Origin of the sequence: Acinetobacter sp. A3 (assembly GCF_012371415.1) — a bacterium.
Lineage (GTDB): Bacteria > Pseudomonadota > Gammaproteobacteria > Pseudomonadales > Moraxellaceae > Acinetobacter.
In genome coordinates, this window is sequence record NZ_JAAZQW010000015.1 from 13,442 (window position 1) to 32,208 (window position 18,767).

Below are 18,767 nucleotides of genomic sequence, written 5' to 3' on the forward strand. Positions count from 1 at the left end.
TTTTGCGCATCTGAGCTTATAGTACCAAGCAGCAGTATTTAGGAGAGAAATACAGGGTGGAGTGGAATGCTATTTGGTAAAAGAACCCCCGCTTTAGATAAACCTTTTTTGTAATGGGTTCTAAGATAATCAATGTATTAGAGTCCCAAGTGAATTTTCATGCTCATTGAGAGTATTTTTTATGCATAGTTGCTACCAATATGTAGTGATGAGGGGGGAGCAGCGTTTTGCTAAGTTACGAAAACAGCTGGATTAACCTTCGGTTCGACCTACTTTTCTTTCGGGAAAAGTAGGCAAAACCATTGTCATCCACAAAACCTGCTTACAGTTTATCTCTTATTCATTGTTTCGCAGAAACAGTAATAAAATGAATACCACGCAGGTTGTGGATGACATTCCTGCGTATCGAATGGTGATTAGTGTTGAGTTTGTTTATTTTCTTAAAACTGCGTGATTTGAATTTGTAAATCACGTAAGAAGAGGCAGCAAAATTAGCCTGTTCAGCCATAACGCAGCATAAAAATTTCAATGGCGTGATTAATAATGTGCTGACATTCTGTTGGGTTGGGTACGGCTCTTACACCAAGTAGGACTTCATGGTGGCGTAAACCATGCAGGAGCGACACAATCAGTTCAGTTTGGGTTTTAGGCGCATCTGCTTCAATAAACTGCAATGCAACGGCTTGGCGGAAGAAGTTTTCCCACATGGCTCTGAGTTTGGCATGTGAGGCATTGTAAAACTGTAATGCCAACGGATTTTGCTCTGAGGCCAGTTCCATCAATAGATGTTCCAGCTTAATTGCCTCAGGCATATTCACCAAAGTTAAGGACAGTTCACAGGCTTGGTATAAAGCCTGCCGAAAATCGCTATTTGCGCTTAAGTGTAGAGGTTGGGCATTAAGCAGGCTTTCACAGGTTTCTTCAATGGCACAGGAAAACAGCGTGGCTTTGTCTTGAAAGTGATTATAGACCGTTAATTTGGTCACACCTGCTTCACGCGCAATCTGATTCATACTTGAACCATGAAAGCCCAGCTTTAAAAACAAGTGTTTTGCCGACATTAAAATGCGTTGGCGTTTTTCTAAATCTTTTGGTCGTCCGACATGAATCTGCACACGCTCATCCTAATTTGCATCAGTACAACTGGAAAATGACGCTTCAGTTTTAATTAATGTACCCAGTGGTATATTAATTAAAAAATAATCAATTTAATATAGGGGTTTGCACGCACTTCATAAATGGCTTGCGCTGTAGGCTAAAACTGAGCAGATCAGGCATGAAACGCAGGGAATAGCGAGACTATTACCAAGTTTCATAACGCAATCTGAGAAAGTTTTAGCCACAGTCCTTTGGAACAAGCATATTTTTTACTGCTATTACGTTATGAGTCAGTTACTTAGAATGACTAAGTTTCCTGCCTCATGCCTTATATCAGCTAAAAATATGCGCTGTCGCAAACATAGACGAAGTGTCAGCAAACCCTACCGTATTCTGCCCTAAAAAAAACGTTTAAATAAGAGCAAACCTGATGAACACGACTCAGAATCTCATTGCCAGTCTGATGCTGCTGTGCTGTATCACCCTAATTGGATGCAGTAAGCAAAAAACCGAGGTTGAACAGGAAGTCCCTTTGGTGATGGTGACCCAGCCCAGCAGTTTACATCTTGAGCAAAAAAGCTATGCAGGCGAGGTGCAAGCACGTCAGCAAACGGCTTTGGCATTTCGGGTTGCAGGGCAAGTTACACAGCGTTTTGCCGATGTGGGAGATCAGGTCAAAGTTGGGCAAGTCTTAGCAAAACTGGATGTGCAAGATGCCGCATTGCAGCTCAATGCCGCGCGTGCGCAACTGGAAAGTGCGCAATCTGCTGCAAAAATTGCTAGCGATGAGTTACAGCGTTTTCAGCAATTATTACCCATGAATGCCGTCAGTCGCTCGCAATATGATGCAGTCAAAAACCAATATCAACATGCTATGGCACAGTTGAAACAGGCACAGTCCAATTATGCAGTCAGCAGTAATCAAACCGACTATAACCAGTTACGTGCCACAAAAAATGGTGTGATTACTGAACGCAATATTGAAGTTGGGCAGGTTTTAGCGGCAGGGCAGGTCGCTTATCAATTGGCGATTGATGGGGAGCGTGAAGTCGTGATTGGCGTGCCTGAACAAGCGGTGGGTGAAATTCGAGTCGGGCAAGAGGCAACGGTAAGTTTATGGTCACAACCCGATACCCGTTTTGCAGGTACGGTTCGAGAAATTTCCCCTGCGGCAGATCAGTCGCGTACTTTTAAAGTCAAAGTGGCTTTACGTGAAGGCAATGCACAGATTCAATTGGGGCAAAGTGCGCGGGTATTTCTGACTCGCCAAGCCAATCAGGGTTTATATGTGCCTTTATCTAGCGTGTCGGCAACAGGGCAACAAGCTTTTGTTTTGGTCTTACAGCCAGACTCAACCGTGCGCCAAATTCCTGTTACATTGGGCGCTTATGGACGTGACAGCGTGCCTGTACTGAGTGGCTTACAGCCGCAAGATTATGTGGTGATGGGTGGGGTGCATTTACTGCGTGATCGACAAAAAATTCGCCCGATTAACCGTGACAATCAAGCTGTACAGGCAGTCAATCCAACAGCTCAGGCAGCTTCTGCGGCCACACAGACGGAGCGTTAAAATATGAATTTTAACTTATCCGAATGGGCGCTGAAAAATAAAGGTCTAGTGGTCTACTTGATGCTGCTGTTGGGCATTGTCGGGATTTTTTCCTATTCCAAACTGGCACAAAGTGAAGATCCACCGTTTACTTTTAAAGTGATGGTGATTCAAACCTATTGGCCGGGAGCGAGCGCCAAAGAGGTCTCGTTACAAGTCACCGACCGCATCGAAAAAGAATTGATGAGCACGGGCGACTATGAACGCATCATGGCTTATTCGCGTCCGGGCGAGTCCATGGTGACTTTTATTGCCAAAGATTCCATGCGTTCTAGCCAAATTCCAGATGTTTGGTACAAGGTGCGTAAAAAGGTCAATGATATTCGTCATGAATTGCCGCAAGGGGTACAAGGCCCATTTTTTAATGATGAATTTGGCGACACTTTTGGCAATATTTATGTGCTGACAGGCGCAGACTATGACTACGCCACCCTCAAAGAATATGCCGACCGTTTGCAGCTACAATTACAGCGAGTCAAAGATGTTGCCAAAGTTAATTTGGTCGGTTTGCAAGATCAAAAAATTTGGATTGAGTTATCTAACACCAAAGCCGCACAACTTGGTATTCCTGTTACCGCGATTCAGCAAGCCTTACAACAACAAAACAGCATGGCAAGCGCAGGTTTTTTTGAAACCCATTCAGACCGTATTCAGGTGCGTGTCAGCGGTGCGTTGCACAGTGTCGATGAGTTGAAACAAATGCCGCTGTTGGTGAATGGCACCACCATTCAACTGGGCGATGTTGCCGAGGTCTATCGTGGGTTTAGCGAACCTGCTCAACCGCGTATGCGCTTTATGGGCGAAAATGGCATTGGCATTGCGGTGTCGATGCGTAAAGGCGGTGATATTCTGGCTTTGGGTGAAAATCTGGAAACAGAATTTGCCCGTTTGCAAAAAACTTTGCCTTTGGGCATGCAACTGCAAAAGGTTTCTGATCAACCTGTTGCGGTAAAACACAGCGTCAATGAATTTATGAAAGTATTGGCTGAGGCGGTGATTATTGTGCTCTTGGTCAGCTTCTTTTCACTGGGTTTTCGCACAGGTTTGGTGGTGGCATTTTCCATTCCACTGGTCTTGGCGATGACTTTTGCAGGTATGCATTTGTTTGATGTCGGACTGCATAAGATTTCACTCGGTGCGCTTATTCTAGCCCTCGGATTGTTGGTGGATGATGCCATTATCGCCATTGAAATGATGGCAATTAAGATGGAGCAGGGCTATAGCCGCTTGCAAGCCGCAGGTCATGCGTGGCGAACGACTGCTTTCCCTATGCTGACTGGGACATTGATTACCGCAGCAGGTTTTTTACCGATTGCCACGGCAGCCTCAAGTACAGGGGAATATACCCGTTCAATTTTCCAAGTGGTGACCATTGCTTTGGTGGTGTCATGGTTTGCTGCCGTGCTGTTTGTACCCTATCTGGGCGATAAATTATTGCCAGATTTTCAGCGCCATGCACAGCGAGCGCCGTGGTATCAACGTCTTTGGGCGCGTGTACGCAAACAAGCTGAACCGCAGCCTGTGCTACAGCACGCAGGTGAATTACACGACCCATATCAAACCCGCTTTTATCAAGTGTTTCGTGGATGGGTTAATACTTGTGTGCGCTATCGAAAAACCGTCATTGCAATCACAGTTGGCATATTTGTACTGTCAATTGCGATGTTTAAATTGGTACCACAGCAATTTTTCCCACCTTCCAATCGGGCAGAAATTTTAGTCGATTTAAAACTTGAAGAAGGTGCATCACTCAAAGCCACCGAGGCCGCAGTCAAAAAAGTGGAAGACTTTTTGGCACGACAGGAAGGCATTGACAATTATGTGGCCTATGTAGGCACAGGTTCGCCGCGTTTCTATTTGCCTTTAGATCAGCAATTACCGCAGGCCAGTTTTGCCCAATTTGTGGTATTGGCATCGTCTTTAGAAGACCGCAATGAAATTCGCCGTAATTTATCGGAGCAAATCCGTTTATTGTTGCCTGAAGTACGTACCCGCGTTTCTTTGCTTGAAAATGGCCCACCTGTAGGTTATCCATTACAATTCCGTGTTTCAGGAGAAGACCTTGCTCAAGTACGACAGTGGGCGCAGCAAGTGGCTGCCACAGTCAGTGCCAACCCGAATACCACCAATGTGCATTTAGATTGGGGTGAGCCGAGCAAGGTGATTCAATTGCAAATTGATCAAGACCGTGCCCGTCAAATGGGAGTATCCAGTCTGGATTTGGCTAACTTCCTGAATAGCTCTATTAGCGGGGCGGCAATTAATCAATATCGTGAAAAACGTGAGCTAATTGAAATTCGATTACGTGGCGATCAAAATGAGCGCCTAGATGTTGCATCCTTAAGCAGTTTGGCTGTACCGACTTCACGTGGAACATCGGTGCCGTTGGCACAAATTGCGCAAATTGAATACCGTTTTGAGGAAGGTTTAATTTGGCATCGTAATCGTTTGCCAACCATTACTGTACGTGCGGATATTAGTACAGGCTTGCAGCCTGCAACGGTGGTGAATCAGATCCAACCTGAGCTTGAAAGCTATAAAGGCACTTTGCCAAGTGGCTATTTAATTGAAGTTGGCGGTACGGTTGAAGAGTCAGCACGGGGGCAGAAGTCAGTTAATGCGGGTATGCCGTTTTTCTTGGCTGTGGTGATGACCTTATTGATGATTCAGCTGCGCAGCATGTCACGTGCATTTATTGTATTTTTGACTGCTCCACTAGGCATCATTGGTGTGGTTTTATTCTTGCTGTTGTTTAACAAACCCTTTGGCTTTGTGGCGATGCTCGGCACAATTGCCTTGTCGGGTATGATCATGCGCAACTCCCTGATTTTAATTGATCAGATTGAACAAGACATTCTTGCAGGAGAGTCGCAGTGGGATGCAATCATTAACGCCACGGTACGCCGTTGCCGTCCGATTGTACTCACAGCATTAGCGGCTGTTTTGGCCATGATTCCACTTTCTCGCAGTATTTTCTTTGGCCCGATGGCCGTGGCGATTATGGGGGGATTAATTGTCGCGACCCTATTAACCCTGTTCTTTTTACCTGCATTATATGCACAGTGGTTTAAAGTGAAAAAAAATCCACATAATCTGTAAAAGTGACATAATAACGGGTGCGAAACTTGGAAAATTTCAATATAGTAGCACCTTATATTTTTCAGCCTTTGCATACGTTACAGCATGCGCCAGATTAAAAAATAAAGCATGGCACAGATGGGGTTAAATCACATTATGAAGCAAGATAACTTGGTAAAGTTTCGCCGGTCTGTCGCGATCTCTTACGTGTTTATGTTTTTTGCTTTATTTACTGTGGTGAGTGGTGCATTGGCGTATTGGTATGCACGAAAAGTGATTGTGGTCGATAGCACTGAAGTCTGGTTACAGGCACAGGCTTTATGGATCATGCGTAATGTGGTGATTTACAGTGTATTGGCATTGTTTGCTGCATTGTGGTTTATTCCATTGGCCTTCTTTCCTTGGGATGCCTTTTTATGGGTCAAAGCCTGCACCGTAGCAGGTGTGGTCTTTGCCGTGATTGCCTTCTTATTTTTAATCAATGCTTGGATTAAAGGGCTATCCAAATTTTTGAAAAATAAAGCTGTGTTCTAATGGCTTGAACTTCATCTAAAGCACTTCAGCTAAAATTTTTTAGCAGTCTTCCCTTGTAAAACTCAGTTTTACCCCAATTTCACACATCAGTTCAGTTTTAAATAGAATTCCGTGAGGAGCATCGCCAGACATGGCTAAACGTGATTATTATGAGGTTTTGGGTGTAGCCAAAACCGCTAGTGATGATGAAATTAAAAAAGCCTACCGTAAGTTGGCGATGAAATATCATCCAGACCGTAACCCAGACAACCCAGAAGCTGAAGAAAAATTTAAAGAAGCTGCAGAAGCCTATGAAATTTTATCGGATGCTGAAAAACGCAGCATGTATGACCGCATGGGGCACAATGCCTTTGAAGGTGGCATGGGCGGTGGTGGTGGCTTCGGCGGTGGTTTTAGCGCAGAAGACATTTTTAGCCAGTTTGGTGATATTTTCGGTGGTGCATTCGGTGGCGGTGGTCGTGGCCAGCAACGTGCACGCCGTGGTTCAGACTTACGCTATGTGATGGAACTGACCCTTGAAGAAGCGGTAAAAGGGGTGAAAAAAACCATTACCTTTACTGCACCAGCACCGTGTGAAGCGTGTGATGGCAAAGGCTCAAAAAATCCAAACGATGTCGAAACCTGTCCAACCTGTCATGGTGCAGGTCAGGTACGCATGCAGCAAGGTTTCTTCTCGGTACAACAAACTTGTAGCACCTGTCGTGGTCAAGGCAAAATCATCAAAAACCCATGTAACCAATGTCATGGTTCGGGGGTATCAGACCGTCAACAAACTCTTGAAGTGACCATTCCTGCAGGGGTGGACAATGGCGACCGCGTTCGCTTAACCGGTAAAGGTGAAGCGATTCGTGATGGTCAATCGGGTGACTTATACGTAGAAGTGGTGGTGCGTGAGCATGAAATCTTCCAGCGTGATGGTGCTGATCTGTATATGGATGTGCCGGTCAGCATTGCCGATGCAGCCCTAGGCAAGGAAATTGAAATTCCAACACTTGATGGTCGTGTCAGCCTGAAAGTACCTGAGGGAACACAAACAGGAAAATTGTTCCGTTTGCGTGGTAAAGGGGTAAAACCTGTACGCACCAGCATGCAGGGCGATTTGTTATGCCGTATCGTGGTAGAAACACCAGTGAACTTGACTGCACGTCAGCGTGAATTGTTAAAAGAGTTACAGGCGACGATGGAAGGTGAGGGCAGCCAGTCATCACCAAAGAAGAAGTCGTTCTTTGATCGTTTGTTTGATTAAAAAATTTGGATGAGGTCTGCCAAAGCAGCATCTCATCTAAACTCAAAAATAAAGGCGATCTTGAGGATCGCCTTTGTTGTATCTGCTGCACGCTTATTCGACTTCAGGTATATCTATCTCTAAAACATCAACCATTTCAGTCGTTGCTGTTTCAACGGTAGTTTGTGGTTGAGCGCTTGCAACAACCTCATGTTCTGCTGCTGTTTCTTCTAGTTCAGGTGCATCGACTTCAACAGCAAGAGGCTCTTGTAGCGTCACGCTAATACGGACTTTAGACAGGCTTTCAAGCGTATCACCTTCTTGAAGTGCAGGCTCTGCAAATACGGATGCTGTGCTGATGCCTAACAATAATGCCAATACCATGTTCTTCGAATGCATGTAAGTCCCCTTTAATTTGTGCAGTTGTTATCATTCGTGCAGGCTAGTCTGCGCATACAAGTTTGCAAATTTGTGAAATAAAAACAAAAAATGAGCATTTTCAGATAAATTTTTAGCATCGCTTCGTTAAAAGTTTGCCTGAGGTGTGTAAAGTGACCATCAGCAGTACAGCTCGGCTTACTTTTGAATAAAAATAAACCCAGAAACTTGCGCAGCAAACTTAGTCTGAGCAGCGAGTTTTGATATAGTAAGCACAATTTAGAATCTATTTTAGGAATATGCTATGTCAGCAACTCCACGCATTGGTGTATTAGGCGCAGGCGGTCGTATGGGACGCATCTTAATTCAGGCCGTTCAGGAAGCAGGCTATCAATTGGCTGCAGCAGTTGAACGCCCAGAAAGCAGCCTGTTGGGTGCAGATGCAGGGGAGTTAGCAGGTGTTGGCACATTGGGTGTAAAAGTAGTGGGTAGCCTAGAGCAAGTATTGGGTGATTGTGATGTCGTAATCGACTTTACTGCACCTGCGGCGACTGCACAGCACTTAAAACTTTGCCGTGAAGCAGGCGTGGCGATTGTGATTGGCACCACCGGCATGAACGATGAACAAAAAGCTATCTTGGAAGAATCGGCACAACAAACCCCAGTAGTATACGCAGCCAATTATTCAGTTGGGGTAAACGTATCAATCAAACTGTTAGAATTAGCAGCCAAAGTTTTTGGCGATACTGTTGATATTGAAGTGATTGAAGCACACCATCGTCACAAAGTTGATGCACCATCAGGCACGGCATTAATGATGGGTGAGGCGATTGCGGCCACACTTGGTCGTGATCTTAAACAAGATGCTGTTTATTGTCGTGAAGGACATACCGGTGCGCGTGAACGCAAGAGCATCGGCTTTCAAACTATTCGTGGTGGCGACATTGTTGGTGAACATACCGCAATGTTTATTGCCGATGGTGAGCGCGTGGAAATTACCCATAAAGCCACCAACCGTATGAACTTTGCTGCAGGTGCTGTTCGTGCAGCTGCTTGGGTGGTTGGACGTGAAGCCCGTAAATACGACATGAAAGATGTACTAGGCTTTAACGATATTCAAGTTTAAATCGCCACTGACGATAAAATAATAAAAACTGCTTGAACAAATCGTGATCTGCAGTTAAAACTAGGGTCTGATGTCATGGATGATAAAGCATCAGACCCCACACAAAACTAAAATAAGATGCACAAGATAATGAAAAAAATTCTGCCAATTCTTGGCATGATCGCCTGTAGCTGTATCACGCATGCACAAAGCCTTGAACATGCCAAACTCAGTATTCATAAAAACAATATTAAAGTCTGGACCTATCAACAGCAGTCTAGTCCTGTATTTTTATACAAGGCAGAAACCACCTTTAATGTACCTTTAGAAAAAGCAGCTGCTTTAATTTTAGATGTTGATCATGCTGTGAAATGGGTGCCTTATGTGGGCAGCGTTAAAGTCTTGTCACGAGATGATCAGAAAGGTGAGTTCTTACTGTATATGGTGCTGGACTTTCCATTTCCCTTGAAAGACCGAGATTTAGTGGTTAAAGGCAAAATGAGCAAAGATGCGCAGGGAGTCATCAGCATTCAAAACACAGCCATTGAAGGCGGCTATCCGCTAAATCCTGACTATGTGCGTATTCGGCAGTATGAGGGAGATTGGACATTTCAGAAATTGAGCAATCAGAAAGTCAAAGTCAGCACGTATGGCTATGCTAACCCTGAAGGCGCGATTCCTTTAAGCTTTGTGAATATGTTTGTGCAGCAACAACCGTATCAAATGCTGCAAAAGATGAAAATTGAATTGGGTAAAAACCGTAATTATAAGGGATTGCCTGAAATTTTACGTTAAGTTTAGCCTGTGTGGGCTTTAGAGCATGATGCAAAATAAAATGGATGAAATCTGTGCCGATTTCATCCATGGTTTATTTTACAGACTGCTAAAGTGTGTGCGGTAATTTACTAGACTTAGTAAGAAAACAGCCCTTTTTCTAAAGGAAACTCGATACCAATAGATGCACCACCATCATTGCCATGGATATCTGAATCACTGATCCAGCCATTCAATTTTAGTGGAATATCTGGGCCTAAATAATGTGTCCAAGTTAAATCTAAAGCCTTTAACTGATCTTTTTCAGGGAAAGCTTGGTTGGTTGTGCGGTTTGATTCATTCAATTTAGCAAACATTACGCGTGCATTAACACGGTTCAGCCGATCAAAACGTATATCACCACCCACTGAAATCATTTGTCCATCACCACCCATGGCATGCGCTAAAGGGTAGCCATGTTGATAGAAACCATCAGTATAATTGGTGTGGTTGTAAGTAATACCTTGTGCTTTACCGTTAGTACGGGTATCTGCCCATTCAGTATAGAGTTGGAACGGCATATTTTGATAGCTTGATGAGTAATCTACCCCAGCTAGATACATTTTTTTAGCGGGTAAGCCACCCGCTTCATCTTCACCTGCATATTGTGCATAGACACCCATTGGCACTTGTACCAATGGCTGTAAGTTTAAGCGTGCATCAAAGCCAGCAATCTGGTTAGATGGGTCAGGTTCACCAGTACCACCATTGTCTTTATTGCCAATAAAAGCATCCCAAAGTGAGTTCAAGCTTTCTGGACGATCTTCCCCGCCCCATTGAAAGGCACGTGAAGCACCCAATTCCAAATAAGGCAGTGGTTGTGCTGTAACGCGTAAACCTATCAGTTTTGCATCGGGCACAGCATCGTAATCATGTAATTGACCTGCAAAAGCTTGGTATTGCCATGGGCCAATCCAAGACAGCCATTTATTGTTAAACGCCGGTTGTTCAGCACGTTGCATGGTCACGCCATAGACAGGGCGACTGGCATCGCCACGAATTAAACTACCGTCATGCGCAGGCCCCCAATAGGTTGGAATTTGCCCTGCGATGAGCCATTGATTCCAAAGTTTGGCTGCAATGTACGAACCTTCAATATTGACATCTTGGTCATGGTCAATTTGTGGGTCTTTTTCTGCATTGACCCGAATTTTAGCATCCCAGTTCTGATTCCCAGCATTGAGATCTAAACCCGCTTGATATTGTGCTTTTTGTTGGTCGCCAAAAGCCTGAGGAATATGCTTTTGATCTGTTTCTGCAAAAAGAGAGGCTTTGAGCAGTTGGTTATTGGCATTTAAATGTGCCACCACTGCATCTATAACTTTTTGCTGATTGGTATTGCTGACTTTGGCCTGAGAAAGTGCACGTTGAATTTCATCACCACTCATAGGCCAAGTTGAAGTACTGATTTGAATCACACCTTGCTGATTTAGCCAGTTTAAATCGGTACGTAAGTTTTGGTCGTTTAAGACAATGCCTTGGGCAAAGCTTAAGGATGAGCTTAATGCCAGTGTTACCAGCAGTGCTTTAGGTGCAATCATTCTTATACATTCTCAGGGTTTATATAATGTAACCAACATAGGTTTTTACGTGGTTTTTTGCAATGTGAATTGTTGAGTAGTGTTGTAAATTTCAAAAGAAAATTCTTCTGTAAATGGTGGAGTTCCTCCCTTTTTAAAGGGAGGCTAGGAGGGATTATCAGCGTGTCGACTTAAAATCACATTTTCAATGGTTTGGATGACTGCATCGAGTTCATGTAAAATTTGTAAATTATTGAATCTTAAAATAGTTAAATTTAATTGTGCCAAAACCTGATCACGCAATAGATCGTACTTTAAGCCTTTTTCGTTTAAATGTTGGCTGCCATCACATTCAATAATTAAATTTGCCGCAGGACAGTAAAAATCTACAATAAAATTCAAAATAGGCTTTTGCCGATAAAACTGTAAGCCTAAGATTTGTTTTTGGCGCAGTCGTAACCAGAGTTTCTGCTCGGCTTCGGTCATATTGTTTCTTAACTGTCGTGCGTTATGTTTTAAATTTTTATTATAAGGTTGCATGTTTTTTATTCATAATTTCTTAAATGAAGTGGTTTGTTTTTTGAGTTACCCTCCTTACGCCATGCATGGTTCACCTTTTCAGGTTCTTTAAATCCCCCTCAATCCCCCTTTTTCAAAGGGGGAAGTCGCACAAGCATATACGGCTCACCTTTCAAAGGTGGGGAATATTGGGGTGGTGGACTGATTTCAGCCCATCGAGTACTTAAAATTAATCATCATCCTTATTGGCTTTATAGGCATAAGCATAGTTATAACCATAGCCATAACCACCTGCCTCACGTTGGATATCATTTAAAATAAAGCCATTGACTTTCACGCCAGCCTGTTCAAAGCGATTGATAGTCAGTTCAAGCTCTTTCATTTGCGTCTTGGCAAAACGTGCCACCACCAAATTCACCCCCGCATATTGCGAAATGATAGTTCCATCGGTTACAGCAAGAATTGGTGGGGTATCAATTAAAATGTGGTCAAACTGACTAGACAAGTGCGTGAGCATGTCTGCAAATTTTTGCGTACTTAACAGCTCTGAAGGGTTAGATGGGCTTTTACCACGGCTGATGACGCTTAAATTTTCAACTTCAGTACTGCGTACAATACTGCCTAACTCGTGTTGACCATTTAAATAGTCAGCCAAACCAGGTTGCACATCATAGTTAAAGTATTTGTGCATATAACCACGACGTAAATCGGCATCAATCAATAATACACGCTTATCACTTTGCGCCAAAATAGTCGCTAGGTTGGTTGAAATAAATGATTTACCCAACTCTGGTGCAGGGCCAGAAATCATAATGATATTGTTTTTGGCACTGCTTAAGGCAAAGTGAATCGCAGTACGCATGCTGCGCAGGCTTTCAATCGCAATATCATCACTATGTTTAACCGCAAGAATTGGAATATTCTTTTTCTTTTTCAGAATGTTAATACGGCTTTCTTGCACTGGTGAGCGTGGTACAGTGGCATAAACAGGTAAATCCAGTTCATTTTCAATCTGATTTGAGTCTTTAATACCTGAGCGCAACATATTACGCAGTAAGGCCAACAATGTACCCAGAAAGCCACCCAAGAAAACGGACAAAATCAGAATTTGTAATTTCTTTGGTTTAATTGGCTCAATCGGTTCTACAGCAGTATCTACAATACGGACGTTACCAATTTCACCTGCTTTAGCAATCCGCAGTTGTTGGTAAGAGTTAAGCAAGCCTGTATACAGCTGCTGTTTCACCTCAACTTCACGGAATAATTGTAAATATTGGCGTTGTAATTCTGGCAAGCGTTTGAGCGTGCCGTCTAACTCTGCAATACGTTTATTAATTGCCCCCAATTGCGCATTCATTTGCTGCATGACAGGGTGTTCGTTGGTGTACTTGGCCGCAGCTTCAGCCACTTGTTGCTCTAACTGCGCTTTTTGGGTTTCCAAAGTAATACTTTGGGTTAAATATAACTCAGATTCTTTGGTCACATCGACTGTATTAAACTGTTGGCGGAAACGGTTAAATTCACGTTCTGCCACATCTAATTGTTGTTTCAGTTCTGGGAGTTGGTCTTCCAAAAACTTTAAGGTCTGTGCTGTTTCTGCAGTACGACGCTCAATATTTTGTTGGCTATACGCTGCTAAAATGGCATTCAGTACTTGGGTAATGTGTTGTTTGTCTGACCCTTGGTAATTCAGCCCCAACACGCCTGTTAACTTACCTCTTTCTGCTACAGAATAGTCAGCGGTTAAGCTTTTCATGGCAGCAGGTAAGCTTTGTTTTTGGATGTTATAGGCAGCGTTAAAGCTGTCTTGACTAAAAATAGCTACTTTCCACACCCCAAATTCAGACTGTAATTGACTGACTTGGTTTAAAGGTGCAGAAAAAACCACTTGTTCGGTTTCTTCATCGGTGAGGCTGTATTTGCCTTGTGCAAATTTTAAAATTAAGTTTTTATCTTGAAAATATTGCGGAATATCGAACTGGCGAATATCAAAACTTTTTTGATTGTCTTTAAATAGCACTGACTGAGATGAATATTCACTGTCATATTCATGCTTGGCAATTAAACGATTCCAGAAACTGTCTTCTGTACCCGAAACGCGAATATTTAAATTCAGATGATCAATCACGTTACCCAACACTAAACGTGATTTTAAAATTTCAATTTCAGCTTGTGCAGGCGATTTCTGCTCAATCATATTGGACAGATCACCCAGTAACGCTGCAGAGGCTCCTTTACTGTCTTCGACCTGTACCAAGGCATCTACTGCATAGGTGTCTGGTGTGGTTCTTAAATACAGTAAAGCGCAGACTACACTGAGTAGAACGCAAAGAATAATCAGTTTCCATTGTGCGATTAAGGAAAAAAATAATTCCTTTAAATCAATGGTGTCTTCGGTGTTGGCGGTTTGGCTCATAGTTTAAATATCAAAAAAGTAGAATATCAAAAAAATCTAGAATATCAAGAAACTAGATATATTTTTTCCAGTCGGCAATGCAGGCTTGAATTAATGTGCAGGTTTCATCAAATACGGCCTGATCGTGCTGATATGGGTCAGCGACGTTTTTACTTTGCCAGTGCCCCAATCTAAAGGTTTTGCCCTTAGCAAATGGCCAGGTTTGTTCCACATGCTTTTGCTGATTTTGGCTCATGACCAAAATTAAATCGGCTTTTTTAATTAAGTCTGCATTCAGTTTTTTGGCTACGTGTGGACTCATGTCAATACCGTGACGTTGCATACATAAACGGGCTTTGTCATCGGCTGCATGACCCACCAAACCTGAAATACCCGCAGATTCAATCTGTAAGTGTGGGTACTGCTGTTTTAAAAAGTATTCTGCCATGGGGCTACGGCAAATATTGCCAATACACACCACCAAAATGTGATTAATTTTCATTAGTTCCCCAAACGGTCTAAATTATATAAAGCATTTGAGAATGGAATAATCTGGTTCACGACACGTTGCCAGCGCGCAAGGCCCGATGCATCGACATAGACAATATCATTACTGCGCATTTTAAACTGATTGGCCAGACCAAAGTCGGCAATGCTGGTTAAATCCATGTGATAGACTTCGGTATGTGCTGCATTGGGCTGACTACGAACCACATAAATTTTACTGCGGCTGGCAGACAGTGGGTTTAAGCCTAGGCTTTCACCTAATACATCGCTTAAGCTCATGCCCTGATCACGCATGGGTAAGGACTGGTTTTTACCCGACTCACCCATCACATAAATTTTCTGGTTTTCACGGTTGTTGACATACAAGGTATCATTCGGCTGGATGATTAAGTTGTGCAATGACAAGCCTGCTTTTTCCAACTCTAAGGTATTGAGTTGATAGCTACGCCCCTGACGCACTAAAGTCATAGAAGCATTGTCACCTTGTTGGGCATTGACCCCGCCTGCCATACCTAAGGCGGTATAGACACTGGTTGGCTGGTCACTTAAATAGAATTGCCCGCCTTTCATGACATTGCCTTGTACCGAGTATCGCTGCCCTTGGTAAGACAAGACTCGTACAATCACGTCTGGGGTTTTTAAATAACGTGCCAATTGACCGCGCAACTCACGATTCACTTGCGCTAAAGATTTACCTGCCGCTTTATAACGCCCGATAATCGGAAACTGAATATAACCCTGTGAGTCAATTTGATAACCATTGGACTCGACAGCTTTTTCACTACTAATGGTATTGGTTGGCGGGGTAATTTCAGGATATGCCCATAAATAGATAGAGAGAATATCGCCTGAACTTAAGGTGTATTGACGCTGTGGTGTATGAAATAAATGCGCATAGTCTTGTTGAATATTATGAACTGCAGGCTGCACCGCAAGCATTGAGTCTTGTGTGAGTTTAATCACATTGACCGCTGTGCCCAAGTCGGTGGTATAGACCCCTTCATTTGGTAAGTCATAAGTTTGTAAACCAGAGGTGACAGCGCACCCAGTGGTGGCAATGCCACATGCCAATAAAGCAGCTAGTTGAAAGTGTCGCACACGTTTTCCCAGAGATTATTTTTAAATTTTAAAATTGAAGCTATTCTACCCAAGTTATTGACTATATACATAGCAATTTGTAACTATCTTTCTGAGTTTATGATAAAAACTGAATGATAGTAAAAGTGTAAATTATTTCAATTTTTACAAAAAATACACACAGTGCTATTTTTAAGGTGGTTTGAGCACAAATCATAATAGAATTTTTATAATTTTCTGCTAGTATGCATGCCGAAAGACTTAATCTTCCTAAGTATGGTAAATTTAAGGCGTTAAAATGCTATCTATTATAGATCTCAAAATTGCGGTGATTAGGTTGAACTATGTGCTTTCGGGCTTGGGTAAGAATGGTGAAAAAAACCTTCTACTTTCAAAGTTAGATCGTAATTTTTTAAATTTAGTTTTATTAAAAACATAAGTAATACTTGATTAAGCATATGAGTATTTTATCTAAGAAAATTATCTCTAATTCACTTTGGATGATGATAGAAAAGTGCATCAGTATTTTTGGTCTTATCTTTGTCACTTCCTATGTAGCAAAATATATTGGCCCTTCTAACTTTGGTAAAATAGCATTAGCAGCCACCTTATTTGGTTTTGTACAAACATTAACTTGGTTTGGTAACCAGGAAATTCTATTTAAGCGAGTGAGTCGAAATCCAAAGTCAGGTTTGAAATATCTTATTGGAACTCAAAACCTAAGAAAGATTTTATTTTTAGTATGTGCGCTTCCTATCTTATTTGGATTGTATCTTTATTCTGATTTTTTAACATTGATTTTCGGAATAGCAACTGCATTTGCAGCATATTTTATCACCCAAGATGTTTATACAATTTATAATAATGCAATATTACATTCCTATATTAATGCAATTGTAAATATGATTGGATTAGGTGCTGCTTTATTGAGTCGTTACCTGATTGTGCTATTTGAAATGAATTATACTTTTTTAGCAATTCCCATTGTTATCACAGCACTTATTCCTTTTTTACTAAAGAAATATATTTTCAATAAATCTCAGCAGTTAAAGCCTATTAGCCTTGCACACTATAGGAAATATTATTTTGGTGCAGGTAGTGCTTTGGTATTGTCTACATTGGCAGTTACTTTATACACTCAGGTTACAAGTTTAATGCTTGCCGCATTAACATCTACACGTGAATTAGGGGTTTATGCTGTAGCTGTGACATTAGGAATGTCATGGGCTTTTATTAATACTTCTATCATTACTTCAGTTTTAAGCAAAATATATAGAGAAAAAAGCAGATATCAATCATATATGATGATTGCTAAATTGAATTTAGTGATAATAATTATTTCACTATTGATGGTGATAATGTTAGCTATTTTTGGTCAATGGGCTGTGAATTTTCTTTATGGAAATGCCTATCAAGACGCATATGAGTTGATTTTGATATTGGGCTTAGCTACTTTGTGCAGTGGGTTGGGAACGGTCGCTGCCCGTCTATTGGTAAAAGAAGAGAGTTATCGTTATATTTCAAGGAAAATGATATTTGTTGCAATCAGTGCACTACCCATATCTTACATTATGATTTATTTATTTGAATTAAAAGGTGCTGCATATAGTGTAATGATAATTGAATTGCTATCATTAACGGTTTTTAATTACTTTTATAAAAATGGTCTTATATTTAAGATACATTTTTTCCCATTTTTTAAAAATTCATTAAAATCCAAGTATTAGGAAGAAGTCAGTGTTAAATATTACTGTTGTAGGTACGGGCTATGTTGGATTTTCTAATGCGGTGTTGTTTGCACGTCAGCACAATGTAACAAGTTTAGATATTGATGAAAAACGTATCACCTTGATTAATAGGAAGATATCTCCTATTGCAGATGATTGTATTGAAAAATCGTTTGTAGAAGAAGAATTAAGCCTAAAAGCAACACTTGATAAAACAGAAGCTTATAAACAGGCTGACTATATTATTATTGCTACCCCAACGAATTATGATTCTGAAACCAATTATTTTGATACGTCTTCTATAGAAAGTGTAATATCAGAGATTCTGCTACTGAATAATACTGCGACAATTATTATAAAATCTACTATTCCTGTAGGCTATACAGCTCAAATTAAATCTAAATTTAAAACTGAACAAATTATATTTGTGCCAGAGTTTTTACGAGAGGGTAAAGCTCTCTATGATAATTTATATCCTTCACGGATCATTGTGGGTGAAAAATCGAAACGTGCAGAGAAAGTTGCCCAGCTTTATTTAGATGCCACTATAGAAAAAACAGCACCGACTTTATGTATGGATGCTACGGAAGCAGAAGCAGTTAAACTGTTCTCAAATACATATTTGGCCATGCGTGTAGCTTACTTTAATGAATTGGATACGTATTGTGCTAAGCATGGACTCAGTAGTTTGGATATCATACAAGGTGTAAGTTTAGACCCTCGTATTGGTCAGCATTATAACAATCCATCTTTTGGTTATGGTGGTTACTGTTTGCCAAAAGACACTAAGCAGCTATTAGCAAATTATAAAGATGTGCCACAAAATCTAATTCAGGCAATTATTCACTCAAATAAAACGCGTAAGCAATTTATAGTAAAAGAAATTTTAAAAAAACGTCCAAATGTGGTAGGTGTCTACCGTTTAACCATGAAGGCAGGTTCTGATAATTTTAGAGATTCTGCTATTCAAGATATTATTAGAGAGTTAGAAGAGTATAATGTTCAAGTTCAGATTTATGAACCAACTTTGCAGCAAGAGACATTTGAAACTTATATTGTAAAAAATGATTTGAATGAGTTTTTGTCAAGTTCAGATGTAATTCTTGCAAATCGTATGCATAGTGATCTGAAAGAGTATCAATTCAAGTTGTATACGCGTGATCTGTTTGGGGAGAATTAATC

15 protein-coding genes are annotated in these 18,767 nt (G+C 41.5%); 8 read left to right on the forward strand and 7 right to left on the reverse strand.

The window, feature by feature from the left end; genetic code table 11:
• Positions 1–500 precede the first annotated feature (500 nt).
• Entirely contained in the window at positions 501–1,115 is a 615-nt protein-coding gene (locus tag HHA42_RS06780) for a TetR/AcrR family transcriptional regulator (RefSeq protein WP_168525907.1), read from the reverse strand.
• 413 nt (positions 1,116–1,528) lie between these two features.
• Here HHA42_RS06780 and HHA42_RS06785 point away from each other — a divergent pair, with 413 nt between their 5' ends.
• From HHA42_RS06785 to dnaJ, 4 genes are all read left to right on the forward strand, one after another.
• Positions 1,529–2,668: an efflux RND transporter periplasmic adaptor subunit gene (locus HHA42_RS06785; RefSeq protein WP_168525909.1), complete on the forward strand. Its 1,140-nt coding sequence runs from the start codon at positions 1,529–1,531 to the stop codon at positions 2,666–2,668.
• A gap of 3 nt (positions 2,669–2,671) precedes the next feature.
• The gene (locus tag HHA42_RS06790) at positions 2,672–5,806 is read left to right on the forward strand and encodes an efflux RND transporter permease subunit (protein ID WP_168525911.1); all 3,135 of its coding nucleotides are present in this window, start codon (positions 2,672–2,674) and stop codon (positions 5,804–5,806) included.
• 135 nt (positions 5,807–5,941) lie between these two features.
• The gene (locus HHA42_RS06795; protein WP_026438412.1) at positions 5,942–6,319 is read left to right on the forward strand and encodes a hypothetical protein; all 378 of its coding nucleotides are present in this window, start codon (positions 5,942–5,944) and stop codon (positions 6,317–6,319) included.
• Between the two features lie 130 nt (positions 6,320–6,449).
• On the forward strand, positions 6,450–7,565 hold the full coding sequence (gene dnaJ, locus HHA42_RS06800; RefSeq protein WP_168525913.1) for a molecular chaperone DnaJ: 1,116 nt from the start codon (positions 6,450–6,452) through the stop codon (positions 7,563–7,565).
• Between the two features lie 93 nt (positions 7,566–7,658).
• Here the strand turns inward: dnaJ and HHA42_RS06805 are convergent, their stop codons facing one another.
• Complete coding sequence (locus tag HHA42_RS06805) at positions 7,659–7,943, reverse strand: hypothetical protein (protein ID WP_168525915.1); 285 nt, start codon at positions 7,941–7,943, stop codon at positions 7,659–7,661.
• 283 nt (positions 7,944–8,226) lie between these two features.
• Here HHA42_RS06805 and dapB point away from each other — a divergent pair, with 283 nt between their 5' ends.
• Both dapB and HHA42_RS06815 read left to right on the forward strand, forming a co-directional pair.
• Positions 8,227–9,048, forward strand: coding sequence for a 4-hydroxy-tetrahydrodipicolinate reductase (gene dapB, locus HHA42_RS06810; protein ID WP_168525917.1), 822 nt, complete (start codon positions 8,227–8,229; stop codon positions 9,046–9,048).
• 129 nt (positions 9,049–9,177) lie between these two features.
• Entirely contained in the window at positions 9,178–9,822 is a 645-nt protein-coding gene (locus HHA42_RS06815) for an START domain-containing protein (RefSeq protein ID WP_168525919.1), read from the forward strand.
• A gap of 116 nt (positions 9,823–9,938) precedes the next feature.
• On the opposite strand, the gene HHA42_RS06820 is transcribed toward HHA42_RS06815, so the two are convergent.
• The 5 genes from HHA42_RS06820 to HHA42_RS06840 all read right to left on the reverse strand — a co-directional run bounded on the left by HHA42_RS06820 (position 9,939) and on the right by HHA42_RS06840 (position 15,879).
• On the reverse strand, positions 9,939–11,381 hold the full coding sequence (locus tag HHA42_RS06820; protein ID WP_168525921.1) for a capsule assembly Wzi family protein: 1,443 nt from the start codon (positions 11,379–11,381) through the stop codon (positions 9,939–9,941).
• A gap of 144 nt (positions 11,382–11,525) precedes the next feature.
• Complete coding sequence (locus HHA42_RS06825) at positions 11,526–11,900, reverse strand: endonuclease domain-containing protein (RefSeq protein WP_166135360.1); 375 nt, start codon at positions 11,898–11,900, stop codon at positions 11,526–11,528.
• 208 nt (positions 11,901–12,108) lie between these two features.
• Positions 12,109–14,295, reverse strand: a complete 2,187-nt coding sequence (locus tag HHA42_RS06830; protein WP_168525923.1) for a polysaccharide biosynthesis tyrosine autokinase — start codon at positions 14,293–14,295, stop codon at positions 12,109–12,111.
• A gap of 52 nt (positions 14,296–14,347) precedes the next feature.
• Positions 14,348–14,776, reverse strand: coding sequence for a low molecular weight protein-tyrosine-phosphatase (locus HHA42_RS06835; protein ID WP_168525925.1), 429 nt, complete (start codon positions 14,774–14,776; stop codon positions 14,348–14,350).
• Complete coding sequence (locus HHA42_RS06840) at positions 14,776–15,879, reverse strand: polysaccharide biosynthesis/export family protein (protein ID WP_168525927.1); 1,104 nt, start codon at positions 15,877–15,879, stop codon at positions 14,776–14,778. The genes HHA42_RS06835 and HHA42_RS06840 overlap by 1 nt, the downstream gene beginning before the upstream one ends.
• Before the next feature lie 437 nt (positions 15,880–16,316).
• On the opposite strand from HHA42_RS06840, the gene HHA42_RS06845 reads away from it, so the two are divergent.
• Positions 16,317–17,585 carry an oligosaccharide flippase family protein gene (locus HHA42_RS06845; protein WP_252726307.1) on the forward strand — a complete coding sequence of 423 codons (1,269 nt, stop codon included), beginning with the start codon at positions 16,317–16,319 and terminating at the stop codon, positions 17,583–17,585.
• Between the two features lie 10 nt (positions 17,586–17,595).
• The gene (locus tag HHA42_RS06850) at positions 17,596–18,765 is read left to right on the forward strand and encodes a nucleotide sugar dehydrogenase (RefSeq protein ID WP_168525929.1); all 1,170 of its coding nucleotides are present in this window, start codon (positions 17,596–17,598) and stop codon (positions 18,763–18,765) included.
• Positions 18,766–18,767: the final 2 nt, after the last annotated feature.